Genomic DNA, 15,199 nt, shown 5'->3' with positions numbered 1-15,199 from the left:
TCACCGTCAACGTGACCGAGCAGGCCCGTCAGGGCAGTCTGGATCCTGTGCTGTGCCGGGATCACGAGATCGATCTGATGATCGACATCCTCTCCCGCCGTCGCAAGAACAACCCCATCGTCGTGGGGGAGGCCGGGGTCGGCAAGAGTGCCCTCATCGAGGGGCTGGCGCTGCGCATAGTGGCGGATCAGGTGCCCGAGAAGCTGCGAAGCGTCGAGCTGATGACGCTCGACCTTGGCGCCATGCAGGCCGGTGCCTCGGTCAAGGGGGAGTTCGAGAAACGCTTCAAGGGGGTGATGCAGGAGGTGAAAGACGCGGTGCGTCCAGTCATCCTGTTCATCGACGAGGCCCACACCCTGATCGGGGCCGGCAATCAGGCCGGTGGGCTGGATGTCTCCAACCTCATCAAACCCGCCCTGGCGCGGGGTGAGCTGCGCACCATAGCCGCCACCACCTGGGGCGAGTACAAGAAATACGTGGAGAAAGACGCCGCCCTGTCGCGCCGCTTCCAGCTGGTGAAGGTGGGTGAGCCCTCGGCCTCTGAGGCGACCGTGATCCTGCGCGGCCTGCGCAGCATCTACGAGAAGGCCCACGGGGTGCTGATCGACGAGGAGGCGCTGCAGGCCGCCGCCCAGCTCTCCGCCCGCTACATCTCCGGTCGGCAGTTGCCGGACAAGGCGATCGACGTGCTCGACACCGCCTGTGCCCGGGTCGCCATCAACCTGACCACGCCGCCGCGCGCCGTCAGCCATTTGCAAAACGAGCTGCGTCAGCGTGAGCTGGAGATCCGCCAGCTGGAGCGCCAGAGCCTGATCGGCCTGGGTGACAACGTCGAGCGGCTGGCCGAGCTGCAGGCCGCCCAGCAGCGCTGCCGCGAGACCCTGCGCGAGCAGGAATCCCAGTGGCAGCAACAGCAGGGGCTGGTGCACCAGATTGTCGAACTGCGCGCCGCCCTGCTCGCCGATCAACAGGATGAGCTGCTGACCAGAGAGGCGCTGGACCTTGCCGATGCGCCGCTGGATCCCCAGGCCGCCGCCGAGGCGCTGGCCGGGCTCGAGCGCGAGCTGGCCGCCCTGCAGCAGGGGGCCGTGCTGGTCTCGGCCCACGTCGACAAGACCCAGGTCGCGGCGGTGATCGCCGAGTGGACCGGGGTGCCCCTCAATCGCATCTCCCAGGGGGAGCTGGACGTGGTGACCCGGCTGCCGGAGTACCTCGGCTCCCTCATCAAGGGGCAGGATGTGGCGGTGGCCCACCTGCACAAGCACCTGCTGACCGCCCGCGCCGACTTGCGCCGTCCGGGTCGCCCTCTTGGCGCCTTCCTGCTGGTGGGGCCGAGCGGGGTCGGCAAGACCGAGACCGTGTTGCAGATTGCGGAGCTGATGTTCGGCGGGCGCCACTACCTCACCACCATCAACATGTCCGAGTATCAGGAGAAGCACACGGTCTCCCGCCTGATCGGGTCTCCTCCCGGCTATGTGGGCTTCGGTGAAGGTGGCGTGCTGACCGAGGCCATTCGTCAGAAGCCCTACTCGGTGGTGCTGCTGGACGAGGTGGAGAAGGCCCACCCGGACGTGCTGAACCTCTTCTATCAGGCGTTCGACAAGGGCGAGCTGGCGGATGGAGAAGGGCGCCTCATCGACTGCAAGAACGTGGTGTTCTTCCTCACCTCCAACCTCGGCTTCCAGACCATAGTCGATCATGCGCAGCAGCCAGAGGCGCTGCTCGATGCGCTCTATCCCGAGCTGGCCGCCTTCTTCAAGCCGGCGCTGCTGGCGCGGATGGAGGTGATCCCCTATCTGCCGCTCGGCCACGACAGCCTGATCGAGATCGTGGGAGGCAAGCTCGACCGGCTGGTCAAGCTGCTCAAGGAGCGTTTCGGTGCCGAGGTGGTGCTGGAAGACGAGGTGGCCGAGGAGATACTGCGCCGCGCCAATCGCAGCGAGAACGGGGCTCGCATGTTGGAATCCGTCATCGACGGGGCCCTGCTGCCACCGGTATCGCTGCAGTTGCTGCAACGGCTGGCCGCCGGTGAGCCCATCAGCCGGGTGCGATTCAGTGTGGCCGAACAGCAGTTCGTGGCCGAGGTGGAGGGCTGAACATGGAACAAGCCCTCGCCTTCGCCCTCGCACTGACGCAGCAGCGCGACGAGCCGCACCTGTGTCACTGGTGGGCCTCGACCTTGCATGCCAGCTTCCAGCCCAAGGGGCTCCTGCTCGGCATGCTGGATGTGAGCGGTCGCCAGCTGGAGTGTCAGGGCTGGGTCAAGGGGCAAGCCGTGTCGCTGGCGTTGGCGGTGGATGATTTCTCCCACCCGCTGGCCTATGTGCTGCACAAGGCCCAGTCCCGCACCTGGGACTCCCTCCATGGCGGGGCGCGCATCGAGCACGCCGCCTTTCGCGCACTGCTGGCCAACCTCGGCCAGCAGTGCGGCCTGCACGCCTTCCCCCTCAACGATGGCAATGGCAAGCCGTTCGCCGTGCTGGCCATGATGGACGATGCCGAGCGGCTGCAGGAGTGGGTGACCCGTCCCGAGCTGGCCCAGTTGTCCCAGGTGTTTTGCAACCAGCTCACCCTCATCCGCGATCTGGGCCGCAGTCGCCGGGATCAGAGCGTGCTGCGCGACTCCCTGCGTCAGATGAAGGGGGAGGGGCAGATCAAGCGCCAATACGAGAAGCTGCTGGCCGATCAGCTGATCGGTCAGTCGGCGGTGATCCGCGGGTTGCGCGAACAGATAAGCCTGGCGGGTCAGCACAAGCTGACCGTGCTTATCCAGGGGGAGACCGGCAGTGGCAAGGAGGTGGTCGCCCGGCTGGTGCATCAATGCTCAGATCGTGCCGGCAAACCCTTCGTCGCCATCAACTGCGCCGCCATCCCGGAGAACCTGATCGAGAGCGAGCTGTTCGGTTATCAGAAGGGGGCCTTCTCCGGCGCCTTGTCCAACAAGGCCGGGCTGGTGGCCCAGGCCAACGGCGGCACCCTGTTCCTGGATGAGGTGGGCGACATGCCCGCCGCCATGCAGGCCAAGCTGCTGCGGGTGCTCGAGACCCGCAGCTACCGGCCGCTCGGTGCCGAGCAGGAGAGCCACTCCGATTTTCGCCTCATCGCCGCGACCCATCAGCCCCTCAGCCGCCACGTGGAGGAGGGCCAGTTCCGGGCCGATCTCTATCACCGCCTCTGCCAGTGCCTGCTGCTGATCGCCCCCCTGCGCGAGCACATGGATGACGTGCCCATGCTGTGCCAGCACTTCATGGCCCAGTTTGCCGAGCAGGATGGCAAGGCGCTCGGCGGCTTGCATCGCAAGTTCCTGAAGCAGCTGCAGAGCTACGACTTCCCCGGCAACGTGCGCGAGCTGCGCAACCTCTTGGAGGTGGCCTGCGCCCACACCCGCCACGGTGAGGAGGTGCTGCTGGAGGCGTTGCCCCCCGAGCTTAGGGAGCGGGTCTGCGTCGAGCTGTCGGGCTATCTTGACGATTACAGCCATATCCGGGATCTGCGCCGCGCCATGCAGCAGTACGAGGCCTCGGTCATCGAGGCCAGGCTGCGCCATTTCCAAGGAAACAGGGTTCAGGCTGCTGAGAGTCTGAATATGCCGCTAAGAACCTTTTACAACAAATGTGAAAAATTTTGTGAAGAGAGAGGATTACAAGATACGCGGCTTGAAGAGAAGGAGAGTGTATGAAGTGCTGTCGAGTAACTTCAATTTTGTTGGGACTCATTGCTTTAGGTGTAAATGGTGCTGATTTACAGACACAACTGGATCAATGTTATTTGCAAGCGGAGCCGACCGTACGTTTGAGCTGCTATGACCAACTGAGCACAGCCCAGCAATCTCAGCCAACATCACACTCCTCTGCTTGGCATGAAATTTACAAATTGGAACATGTTCGTACGCCTGAAATGCCCCCTTTCATGCTAAGTCAGAATGATGTGCATGACACCCTCTTCCTGACGCGGCCCGCGCTACATGGAGCGACCCTTTCTATTGGATGCGTTAACAGCATTACCCACATCCGAGTACAGCTCGACGCGCCTTGGCCAGGGGATAAAGTAACCGCACGCTTAGATGGAGGTGATGTTAATGATAATTGGTTCGTGCGCGATCATGGGAGTCTGCTCGAGTATGGTCGCGGCCTGCCTGCAATTGAGGAGCTCAAGCGTTGGATCCTGGGACGTGAGCTAACACTGCAATATGTTGATGCCCCAGTGTTGCGCTTTGATCTGAGTGGGTTGGCTGAAGCACTTAACCCGCTGCGTCAGCAGTGTCGCTGGTAGGGGCGCCATGAGCTATCAACATCCCTGGTGTCATCAACTGCTGAGCAGCCTGCCGGACGAGCAGATAAAGAGCGCGGTGCTGGCCGATGAGCCGCGCTGGGACTTTGTGGAGACCGAGCTGATCAAGCTAGGATCGCTCGCCCACAGCCAGGTGGATCTCAATGCGGTGGCCAAGGCCTGCCTCGGTCTGCTGGAGAGTCGCACCAAGGACATGCGGGTGCTGGCCCAGTTGCTGCGCTGCCTGCAACACCCGGCCAAGGCGACCCCCATGGGAGCCGCGCTTAGCCTGCTGGAGGCCTGGGTCCGCGCCTACTGGTTGCAAGCCTGGCCCGCGAACGGGAGCCAGAAACAGCGGCTGATGGTGCAGATCGTCAAGCGCTTTGAGGGCGCCCTGCCGCGGGTGAGCGAGGGCGCCTCGGCGGCCGAACTGGCCCAGCTGCTGGCCCAGGCCGAGCAACTGGAAGCCTGCTGGTTGGCCCAGTGCCCGGACAAGGGTGAGCTGCTCGATCCCCTGCTGATGGGACTGAAGCGAGCCCAGCGCCAGCAGGTGGCCCAGGCGCAGGCCGATCGGGGCGAGGTCTCTGGTGCGGCGAGCGCTCATGCCAACCAGGTTGCTGCGAGTGGCGCCATGGTGCTCAGTGGCGGCGCCAAGAGCGCTGGCATCGAGCTCGACAGCTCCAACGACAGGGCCTGGCGACAAACCCAGCTCAAGGTGGCACAACTGCTGATCGAGCGGCAGCCGGAGGCGGCGGTGGGTTATCGCCTGCGTCGCCACGCCATCTGGGCCGGGATCACCACAGCTCCCATGAGCGGCCCGGGCCATAAAACTCAGCTGGCGCCCATGTCGGTGGACATGGTGGACGAATACCGCGCCGCCATGGCCGCCCCGGATCTGGCGCTCTGGCAGCGGATCGAGCAGAGCCTGACCCTGGCGCCCTACTGGTTCGAGGGGCATCGCCTCTCGGCTCAGGTGGCGGACAAGCTCGGGTTCGGCGCGCCGGCCCAGGCCATCGCCCAGGAGCTCGAGAACTTCTTGCTGCGGCTGCCTGCCCTGCGGGAGCTCGGCTTCAGCGATGGCAGCCCCTTTCTCACCCCCGAGTGCGGTCGCTGGCTGCAACCCGCCAGGGGCGGTGCGGGTGATGACGGTGGCAGCTGCCTGGCCGAGGAGATCGCCCTGCGTCATGGCGAGCAGGGGGTGGCCGCGGCCCTGGCCCTGCTGGATGAACGGATGGCGCAGTTGAAGGAGCCAAGAGCCCGCTTCCATGCCCAGTTGGTGCAGGCGGAGCTGTTGGCGCAGGAAGGCATGAATTCGCTGGCTCGCCAGCACTATCAACACTTGTGGCAAGAGGCCAGTCGCCTTGGATTGGCGCAATGGGAGCCTGGATTGGTCAGCCGTCTGGAACACCAGGCGGCCCCGCTGTCGAAATGAGTCATTGAGTCGGAGTTGAATCACAATCTTATGTTCAAGACCATCTTTACCTTGTCGCGGCAACAGCTGCCGAAATTGAAACTCTCCTGGCCCCTGCTCGGCGTGGTGCTCTGGGTCGTCGCCCTGATCCTGGTGTGGTGGCTTGGCCCCCGCCTCGAAATCCGGGAGGTCAAGCCGCTCGAGCCGCTGTGGGGCCGGGTGGTATTCACCCTGCTGTGGCTCTGGCTGCTGCTGGGCATCCTCTCTTGGCGCATGTGGCGCAAGATGCAGCAGCTCAAGGCCGAGCGCCAGCACGAGGTCGTGCTGGAGCAGGATCCGGTGAAGGGGTTGCTCGATCGGCAGGCGCTGTTCCTCGGTCGCTGGTTGCAGGCTCTTGACGAACACCTGGGTAAGGGGGCGCTCTACGCCATGCCCTGGTACCTGATGCTGGGGCTGCCCGGCAGCGGCAAGAGCAGCCTGATCCACCGCGCCAACCCGGCCAACAAGCTCAACCCCAGGCTCGACACCGAGCTGCGGGACGTGGCGCAGGATCAGCTGATCGACTGCTGGCTGGGGGAGCAGGCGGTGATGCTGGATCCCGCCGGTGAGCTGCTGTCTCAATCCGAACCCGAGCTGGATCCGCTGCCGCGCAAGCACGAGCGGCTCTGGTTACACCTGCTGAACTGGCTCAGTGAACACCGTCGCCGACAGCCCCTCAACGGCCTGGTGCTGACCGTGGATCTGGCCTGGCTCTCCCACGCCAGCGTGGCCGAGCGCAAGGCCTATGCCCAGCTGATGCGCGCCCGCCTGCAGGAGGTGTCGGCCACCATGAACACCCGCTTGCCGCTCTATGTCACCTTCACCAAGCTCGATCGGCTGTGCGGTTTCAATGTGGTGTATGAGCAGCAGGACAAGGAGGCCCGCGAGGCCGTGCTGGGGGTGACCTTCAACCCGGCCGATGACAACAGCTGGCAACAGGAGCTGGCCCTGTTCTGGGATCAGTGGGTGGACAACCTCAACCAGAACCTGCCCGAGCTGATGCTGGCCCGGCTTGATGCTGCCCAGCGCAATGCCCTGTTCTCCTTCGTGCGCCAGTTGGCGGGGCTGAAGGATTATGTGACCAGCCTGCTCGACGAAACCCTGGCCATCGAGGAGAGCAAGCCGCTGCTGGTGCGCGGTGTCTACATCAGCTCCGTCTATCAGCAAGGGGTGCCGTTCGATGCGTTTGCCCAGGCCGCCTCCCGCCGCTACAACCTGCCGGAGCCCATTCACGCGGCCCTGCGCGGGGAGTCCAACACCTATTTCGTGCGCAAGCTGTTCTCCTCCATCATCTTCCCCGAGGCCCATCTGGCCGGGGAGAACCGGCTGCATACCCTCTACCGCCGCCGTCGCATGGCCATCGGCCTTGGGTGCCTGTCGCTATTCTCGGCGCTCCTCATCGGTGGTTGGCACCATTTCTATCGGGTCAACGAAGAGGCAGGTCGCAACGTGCTGACCAAGGCGCAGGCCTTCACCCAGACCAACGAGCTGGCCGATGAGCACGCCTTCGGGGTGAGCCAGCTGCCACGGCTGAACCTCATTCGCGAGGCGACCCTCTCCTTCGGCAACTACCGCGAGCGCACCCCGCTGGTGGCGGATCTCGGCCTCTATCAGGGGGACGAAATCGGTCCCTATGTGGAAGGCTCCTACCTGCAACTGCTGAGCCAGCGCTTCCTGCCCGCTCAGATGCAGGGGCTGCTGGAGGATCTCGAACAAGCACCGGCCGGCAGCGAGGAGAAGCTCTCCATCCTGCGGGTGATGCGGATGCTGGACGATGCCTCGGGTCGCAACAAGGACCTGGTGGAGCAGTACATGGCGAGCCGCTGGCAGCAGGCCTTCCCGGGCCAGGGGGCGGTGCAGGAGCAGTTGATGGGTCACCTCGGCTATGCCCTCGATCACACCGACTGGTACGGCGCCCGAGTGGCGCGGGATCAGGCCGCCATCACCGCCTTCGTGCCGTTCAAGGAGCTGGTCTATGGCGCCCAGCACGAGCTTGGCAAGTTGCCCATGTATCAGCGGGTCTACCAGAACCTGGTGTTGAAGGCGGGCGACGTATTGCCGCCGGATCTCAACGTGCGCGACGAGGTGGGGCCGACCTTCAACACCGTCTTTGCCCTGCGCAGTGAGAACGCCGGTCAGGTGCCGCGCCTGCTGACCTACCCCGGGTTGAGCGACTTCTTCCTCAAGCAGGACAAGGCGCTGATCGACTTGACCGCCATGGATGCCTGGGTGCTGGGCCAGCGCAAGCTGAGTCAGCTGAGCGAGGCCGACCGCGAGGAAATCACCCGTCAGGTCAACGAGCGCTATGTCACCGATTACGTCAACCAGTGGCAAAAACTGCTCACCAACCTAGACGTGCAACCCCTCGAGAGCCCGGAGCAGGCGCTGGACGTGCTGACCGCCATCACCGGCAACGATCAGCCGTTCCAGCGGGTGCTGGCGGCGCTCGATGACAACACCCGGATCCGCACGCTCTCCGACGTGGAAGGGGATCCGGCGCAGGCCATCACAGCCCGCATCGGGCGTCCCTTCCTGGCCACCAATGCCGCCCTCGGCGGACGTGGCGAGCAGGGCCCGCTCATCCAGGAGGTCAACCAGAAACTGGTGGAGCTGCAGCACTATCTGGAGCTCATCGTCAACGCCACCGAGCCGGGTCAGTCGGCTCTCAAGGCGGTACAGTTGCGGCTGACCAACAAGTATGCCGATCCTGTCTTCGCCCTGCAGCAGTACGCCCGTGGCCTGCCGGCCCCGCTGGATCGCTGGGTGGGACAGCTCTCCGATCAGAGTTCGCGGTTGGTGATCGATCTTGCCATGTCGTCCCTCAATCAGGAGTGGCAGGACAAGGTGCTGGCGCCGTTCAACAGCCAGCTGGTCGGTCGCTATCCGTTCGAGCCCGACTCCGCCAAGGATGTGCCCCTCTCCGAGATGGAGCGCTTCTTCGCCCCGAACGGCATCCTGGACAGCTTCTATCAGGTCAATCTCAAACCCATGGTGGAGAGCGGCCTGATGGAAGGGGAGTTCAGCTCGCCGATGCAGGCCGAGTTGGTGAAGCAGCTGGATCGCGCGGCGCGCATCCGCCAGACCTTCTTCAGCCAGCAGGGCAACCTGGAGGTGCAGTTCGCCCTTGAGCCCATCGAGCTCACCGCCAACAAGCGGCGTAGCGTGCTGAACCTGGACGGCCAACTGCTGGAGTACGCCCATGGTCGGCGCACCAAGATCCCGCTGGTGTGGCCCAACACCATGCGTGACGGTGCCGAGAGCAAGATAACTTTGGTGCCGGCCGCCCGCGAGCGCTCCCCGCGCAGCGAAGGCTTCGTCGGCCCCTGGGCCATGTTCCGGCTGATGGACAAGGGCGAGCTGACCCAGGTCAATGAGGCCACCTTTGATGTGCGCTTCCCGGTGGATCAGGGAGCCATGACCTATCGCGTCTATACCGACAGCGCGCAGAACCCCTTCACCGGCGGCCTGTTCAGCCAGTTCAGATTACCTGAATCCCTTTATTGATGATGTCGGGGGACACCTTGTACCCCCGCAGTGTTGGAAGCCCATATGTCAAATAACCAGCAAGGCCAGCAGGCGCTGAAAGTGGGGCGCGACCCCAGGATGTTGCCGGAATACGAGGCGCTGCGCAGCGAGATCAACAAGCTCAGCCACGCCTCCCGTCCCGAGGTGGACTGGCCCAAGATCCATCGGCTCGCGAGCCTTATCTTCGAAAAGCACGGGGTGGATCTGCAGACCGCCATCTACTTCACCCTGGCGCGCTCCCGTCTGCAGGGCTTAAGCGGTTTCACCGAAGGGTGCGAGTTTCTGGCCAACCTGATCGTGACCCAGTGGGAGAGTTTCTGGCCGCCGGTGAACCAGGAGCGGGCCCGCATCGAGATGCTGGACTGGTTCATCGCCCGCATCAGCGACGTGATCCGCCAGTACCAGATAAGCCATGAGGACAAACGTCTGATCTACCGCTGCGAGCGGGCGCTGCAGCTCATCAGCGAAAAGTTGCACAACGTGGATCTCAGCCGCATTCCCCGGGTCGAGAACCTGGTGCACTTCATTGAGGGTTACACCCACCTGTTCGATGAGACCGAGATCGTCATCGTCTCCGATGAGCCGGGTCTCAAGGAGGCGTTGCAGATCCCGCCCATGGTGTTCTTCAAGTCCGACCTGGATCAGGACGGCGCCGCCTCTGCTTCGGCCACGCCGCACCTGCCCCAGGGCAGCATACTGATCGGTCGCGAGAAGGGGCAGGTCAAACCGACGGTGCTCAAGATTGAGCAACACCGCAGGCAGCGTCCCGCCTGGTTCTGGTTTGGCTGCGGCCTGCTCAGCTGCGCCCTGCCGGCGATGGCCTGGCTGGGCTGGCAACATCAGCAGCAGGAGAAAACGCAGGCCGCCCAGCGCCTGCAGCAACCGGCCGCCGAGCTGCCACGGGCGCTCAGCTATGACGATATCCGCCAGGCCCGCATCGTGCTGGGGGAGCAGACCCTGCAGGGGATGGAAAGCGATCTGGTGGCGCGCTATCAGAGCCAGCTTGCCCGGCTGGAGCAGACCTCGCCGCTCAACTGGTATCGCTATGGTGAGGGGCTGCGCAGCTCGCTGCAGATGCTCTATCCCGATTCACTGGCGGTCAAGGCGCTGGACAAGCAGTGGCAGACGGCGTTGGCCAGTCAACAGGGGGATGCCATCGGCGTGCCGACCTATCTGGATGCCCGCGCCGGGGTGGATGCCCTGCTCGAACAGCTGCTGGAGCTGGAGCGCCAGCGTAAGACGGTGACCATCTCCTACTTGAAATCCCAGCTCTATGAGGTGCAGAAGAATCTGATGCAGGACATCCCGTTCAGCCTGCGTTTGAGCGAGCTGGAGGCGAGAAAGGCGGCGCAGGAGCCCATCACGGCGGCGGATCTGAAGAGGCTGGAGAACGACCTGAAGGCGCTCAATATCCGTCTTTACTGGCTGAGCGAATAGTCTCAAACCTGCCCTTGGATGGGTTGCCGGCGGTGATGGAGAACTATGTTGCTTCTTAAATAAGATATTTTCTGCGCTTGTACCAAGGAGGGGTGCCAAAAATAGCAAACAAAAAGGACCCGAATGGTGGCCTTTTTGCCAAAAAAGGCAAAGATATCGAGGCCCTCCCCTTTTTTTGCCAAAAATGGCGATAAAAGGGGGTTAAATTTGCTCCCAAGCTCATGTTTTTGTGACTACTCGAATAGGTTTATTTGTAAGTAATTGTATTTAAATGTTTTTTTATTTTGGCATAGACATTGATATAGCGAGAGTGAAACGTTACACAATCACAATGGAGCTTTATCATGCCAACACCGTGTTATATCAGCATTGAAGGGAAAACCCAGGGTAACATCACTGCTGGGGCCTTCACCTCCGAATCCGTCGGCAACATTTTCGTGCAGGGTCACGAGGACGAGATGCTGGTACAAGAGTTTAAGCATCAGGTTACTGTACCGACTGACCCGCAATCCGGTCAGCCTGCTGGTCAGCGTGTCCACAAGCCATTCAAGTTTACCGTCGCCCTGAACAAAGCGGTGCCGTTGATGTACAACTCACTGGCCTCCGGCGAAATGCTGCCGAAAGTGACCCTGAAGTGGTATCGCACCTCTGTCGAGGGCAAGCAGGAGCACTTCTTCTCTACTGTATTGACCGATGCCACCATCGTTGACATCGACTGCCAGATGCCGCACTGCCAAGACCCGGCAAAGTCTGATTTCACCCAGCTTATCCAGGTCTCTCTTGCCTATCGCAAGATTGACTGGGAGCACACAGTTGCAGGCACCTCCGGTGCGGATGACTGGCGTGCGCCTATCGAGGCCTAAGCCTCACTTTCTTACTTTGGTATTCCTTGTAAGTAACTCTGTACCTTATGGCCGGTGTGTAACCGGCCCTTTATCCCGCATTTTCTCCAGTCAGTTTGGCTGTTGGAGCTTATATGTTTTGTCATTCCCCCGCCCCGGTGCTGACGCCGTGGTAGTGAGTGCGGAGTGATGACAAAACATAGCAAGAGGATTTTGGTTATGTGTCCCACGATTGTACTGCTCGGTGATATCGGTACCGACCATGAAGGCTTTCCCCCTTCCCCGGTGATTGCTGCCAGCCCGGATGTCTTCCTCGATGGCAAACCGGTAGTCCGCCAGGGCGACACGCTGGCTCCGCACGAAAAACCCAACCATCCTCCACATCCGCGCACGATTGTCGGTGGCATCGGTTCTGTACTGGTCAATGGTAAGCCCATTGCCGTGACGGGCACCGCCATCGGCTGCGGTGGCATGGTAATAGGCGCCAGCAGCGGACAGGCAGGATAAGGAACGAGGTCATGGCAAACAGCACAGGATTACAATTTACCGTTAACGTCGGCGCCTTGCCCGAGAGCACCTTTGCGGTAGCAAGCTTCAAGCTTGATGAAGGTTTGAACCGCCCTTTTAACCTTCATCTGGAGGTGGCCAGTCACCAACCCGATATCGACTTCGGTGATGTGCTAGACCAGCCGTGCGAGTTGCTGGTGTGGTACCAGGGCGCGCTGCAGCGGCGGGTATGTGGGGTCGTGAGCGAGTTTGCCCAAGGGGACAGCGGCTTTCGCCGCACCCGCTATCAGTTGCTGGTGCAACCAGCGCTGTGGCGGTTATCCCTTCGCCACAATTCCCGCATCTTTCAGGCCCTGAAACCGGACGAAATTCTCTCCATCTTGCTGCAAGAGCACGGTATCATCGACTACGCCTTCGCGCTGAAGAACGATCATGCGAAGCGGGAGTACTGCGTCCAGTACCGTGAGACAGACCTCGATTTCCTCAATCGTCTCGCAACTGAAGAGGGGATGTTCTACTTCCACGAATTCGAAGCTGACAAGCACAGGATTGTTTTTGCTGACGATAGCGCAGTACTGACCCAAGGTCCTGAATTGTTCTTCAATCTCGGCAATCGCTCGCTAGAGCAAGGGCCTTATGTGCGTCAGTTCCACTATCGCGAATCGGTGCGGCCAAGCGATGTGGAGCTGAAAGACTACAGTTTCAAGACCCCGGCTTACGGTCTCTCCCACAAGAAGGCGGGAGCAGAACTGGGGCACCAGCGCGACACCTACCCGCATTTCGACTATCCGGGACGTTTCAAGCAGGACCCGAGTGGCAAGGCCTTTGCCCAGCATCGGCTCGATGCGCTGCGCAATGACGCCATGATGAGCACCGGGCAATCCAACTGCGCCGCGTTGTTACCCGGTCAAACCTTCACGCTCACCGAACATCGCAATGCAGTCCTCAACATCGTTTGGCAAATTGTCAGTATCACCCATACCGGCACTCAGCCGCAGGCGCTGGAAGAGGAAGGGGGGGATGGTCCCACCACCATCAGCAATGATTTCTCGGTGGTGAAGGCCCAGCAGACCTGGCGCCCGAGGCTTGAGAACAAACCCATGGTGGATGGCCCACAAATCGCCAACGTGGTCGGCCCTGAAGGCGAGGAAATTTATTGCGACGAGCATGGCAGGGTGAAGCTGCAATTCCCGTGGGACCGTTACAGTGAAGGCCATGACCAGAGCTCTTGCTGGGTACGGGTCAGCCAAGGTTGGGCGGGAGGCCAGTACGGCATGATGGCTATTCCACGTATCGGTCACGAGGTCATCGTTTCATTTCTGGAAGGTGACCCCGATCAGCCCATCGTGACAGGCCGCACTTTCCACGCCACCAACCGACCCCCGTACGAATTACCGGCCAACAAGACCCGCACCGTGCTGCGTACCGAGACCCATCAGGGAGAAGGCTTCAACGAACTGCGCTTTGAAGACCAGGCCGGTCAGGAAGAGATTTATATCCACGGTCAAAAAGACCTCAACGTGATTATGCAGAACGATGCGGCATGGCATATCAAGCACGACGAGCGCCGGGACATCGACAACCAGCGAGTGACCCGCATCAAAGCCAATGACCACCTGACAGTGCAGGGTGAGAAGCGGGACCATATCAAGGGCGATTACTCCCTCACTGTGGACGCATCGCTCCACCAGAAAATCGCGCAGGCGCTACTGGTGGACGCTGGGCAAGAGGTCCACATCAAAGCGGGTAACAAGATAGTGCTGGAAGCGGGCTCGGAGTTGACCCTCAAAGTTGGCGGCAGTTTTGTGAAGGTGGATGCCAGTGGGGTGACCTTGGTCGGTCCCACCATCAAGATGAATTCGGGAGGCAGCCCGGGTAATGGTTCTGGCTGGGCGGGGCAGATGCCCGGTTTACCGGGGGTTGTGAAGGTGCCGCTAGCACCTCCTGCCACCATTGCTGCGCACGCAATTCAAAAGAGCATGGAGTCCATCGCGCCGCTGGTAAAGCTTTGTTCTTTTACCAAGGGAGGCCATAAGGGGGACCATACTGCTATTCAGCAAACTCCAACTAAATCGACACCTGAGACAGTTCAAGAGTCAGGCCATCCCGACGAAAAAGACGCTTCAATCTTAGCAACAGATGTGAGCAATATAAAGATATCACAAAAAAGGTTTGTATATTCACCGTTTGTGAATAATACCGATGTGCTACTTTATGATTCGTTGGCCAAATTTATCGATGGGAAACATTTCCCAGAGATAGTTTTCGTTAACACGCTACAAAGGGATAATTTTTTCAAACAGCTTACAAATGAAAAGTCGCTCATTATTGACATGATTTCCCTGAAGCCGAAAAGTAAAGGTGAAAACCATTCCCTCGTCGACGCCACTGAAAAATACGAAGAATATTGCTTGTTTCACAAAAAAACAGAACATTATAGCTTCGGTAAAGAGCCTCAACCCGTTATCTATGTTGTTGGCCATGGTGGCGCGGGTGATGAAATACTCTATCCCACACCAGTTCAAAACACCAAAAAGGGGAAGTACAGCTTTGAAATAGTCGATAATCTGGTGAAAAAATTGGGTCTGCCAGATGATGCCATTATTAAGCTAGATTTTTGCTGGAGTGGCGCAGGTCAATCACCAGAAGGTGTTACTAAAGAAGAAATAATTAAGGCATTCCATGATGATAATATGGAAGCCATCACGGGCAGTGTCGATGACAGTTTTAGCGGTATGTTTATTCAGGATTTGAAAAAGGCAATGCCACATTTTTGTGGAGAAGTACACTCTTATCTTGGTGTTGTCCACTCTGGACGAGGTCATGGCACTATTGGGAAAAAACCATCTGATAATGATCACTATATTGTTTCTCTGACAGAAGAAGATAGTGATGAGGAAATAAAATTCCGAAAATCAGATATGCGAATTAAACATATAATGGAAAAATCATAGTTAAATCTCTCATGACAAAGCGCTTCTGCTGAGAAGTAAATTATATCGGATAACTAGCCTTGGCTGGCAATGCCGGGGGCCCTCCCCTGAAAACAAGGGGGGCATAAAGGTGTTGTAGGGCGAAATATGTACTGCATTGTGTTGATGGTAATACCCTACGTTCATCCTCAATGTTGAAACTGCATAACGTGAGTTTCCGGTCAGTATTGTTTCCC

General features: G+C 60.2%; 9 protein-coding genes. All 9 read left to right on the top strand.

All coding sequences use genetic code 11. The features are described 5' to 3' along the window. Positions 1-2,096, top strand: a 2,096-nt coding sequence (gene tssH / locus KW821_RS10985) for a type VI secretion system ATPase TssH (RefSeq protein WP_218291475.1), incomplete at its 5' end; no start/stop codon positions are given. Between the two features lie 2 nt (positions 2,097-2,098). Further along, positions 2,099-3,679: a sigma-54-dependent Fis family transcriptional regulator gene (locus tag KW821_RS10980; RefSeq protein ID WP_218291474.1), complete on the top strand. Its 1,581-nt coding sequence runs from the start codon at positions 2,099-2,101 to the stop codon at positions 3,677-3,679. Further along, positions 3,676-4,272, top strand: a complete 597-nt coding sequence (gene vasI, locus KW821_RS10975; RefSeq protein ID WP_218291473.1) for a type VI secretion system-associated protein VasI — start codon at positions 3,676-3,678, stop codon at positions 4,270-4,272. The genes KW821_RS10980 and vasI overlap by 4 nt, the downstream gene beginning before the upstream one ends. Before the next feature lie 7 nt (positions 4,273-4,279). Beyond that, the gene (gene tssA / locus KW821_RS10970) at positions 4,280-5,701 is read left to right on the top strand and encodes a type VI secretion system protein TssA (RefSeq protein ID WP_218291472.1); all 1,422 of its coding nucleotides are present in this window, start codon (positions 4,280-4,282) and stop codon (positions 5,699-5,701) included. Between the two features lie 30 nt (positions 5,702-5,731). Next, on the top strand, positions 5,732-9,223 hold the full coding sequence (tssM, locus tag KW821_RS10965; RefSeq protein WP_218291489.1) for a type VI secretion system membrane subunit TssM: 3,492 nt from the start codon (positions 5,732-5,734) through the stop codon (positions 9,221-9,223). Positions 9,224-9,268: 45 nt separating this feature from the next. After that, a complete protein-coding gene (locus KW821_RS10960; RefSeq protein WP_218291471.1) occupies positions 9,269-10,681 on the top strand; it encodes a VasL domain-containing protein in 1,413 nt (470 codons plus the stop codon). 344 nt (positions 10,682-11,025) lie between these two features. Continuing rightward, a complete protein-coding gene (gene hcp1 / locus KW821_RS10955) occupies positions 11,026-11,544 on the top strand; it encodes a type VI secretion system effector Hcp1 (RefSeq protein WP_218291470.1) in 519 nt (172 codons plus the stop codon). Positions 11,545-11,742: 198 nt separating this feature from the next. Beyond that, positions 11,743-12,030 (top strand): type VI secretion system PAAR protein, encoded by a 288-nt coding sequence (locus KW821_RS10950; RefSeq protein WP_218291469.1) that lies wholly within the window; start codon positions 11,743-11,745, stop codon positions 12,028-12,030. 11 nt (positions 12,031-12,041) lie between these two features. Continuing rightward, on the top strand, positions 12,042-14,984 hold the full coding sequence (locus tag KW821_RS10945; RefSeq protein ID WP_371317603.1) for a type VI secretion system tip protein VgrG: 2,943 nt from the start codon (positions 12,042-12,044) through the stop codon (positions 14,982-14,984). Positions 14,985-15,199 lie beyond the last annotated feature (215 nt).

The organism is Aeromonas sp. sif2416 (assembly GCF_019218665.1).
GTDB classification, from domain to species: domain Bacteria; phylum Pseudomonadota; class Gammaproteobacteria; order Enterobacterales; family Aeromonadaceae; genus Aeromonas; species Aeromonas encheleia.
This window is presented reverse-complemented; position numbering and strand designations above follow the sequence as displayed.

What these genes read in the sequence shown, in the direction of transcription:
- tssM (WP_218291489.1), top strand. Translation starts at nt 5,732, where the DNA reads ATGTTCAAGACCATCTTTACCTTGTCGCGGCAACAGCTGCCGAAATTG.
- KW821_RS10945 (WP_371317603.1), top strand. Translation starts at nt 12,042, where the DNA reads ATGGCAAACAGCACAGGATTACAATTTACCGTTAACGTCGGCGCCTTG.
- vasI (WP_218291473.1), top strand. Translation starts at nt 3,676, where the DNA reads ATGAAGTGCTGTCGAGTAACTTCAATTTTGTTGGGACTCATTGCTTTA.
- KW821_RS10960 (WP_218291471.1), top strand. Translation starts at nt 9,269, where the DNA reads ATGTCAAATAACCAGCAAGGCCAGCAGGCGCTGAAAGTGGGGCGCGAC.
- tssA (WP_218291472.1), top strand. Translation starts at nt 4,280, where the DNA reads ATGAGCTATCAACATCCCTGGTGTCATCAACTGCTGAGCAGCCTGCCG.
- hcp1 (WP_218291470.1), top strand. Translation starts at nt 11,026, where the DNA reads ATGCCAACACCGTGTTATATCAGCATTGAAGGGAAAACCCAGGGTAAC.
- KW821_RS10950 (WP_218291469.1), top strand. Translation starts at nt 11,743, where the DNA reads ATGTGTCCCACGATTGTACTGCTCGGTGATATCGGTACCGACCATGAA.
- KW821_RS10980 (WP_218291474.1), top strand. Translation starts at nt 2,099, where the DNA reads ATGGAACAAGCCCTCGCCTTCGCCCTCGCACTGACGCAGCAGCGCGAC.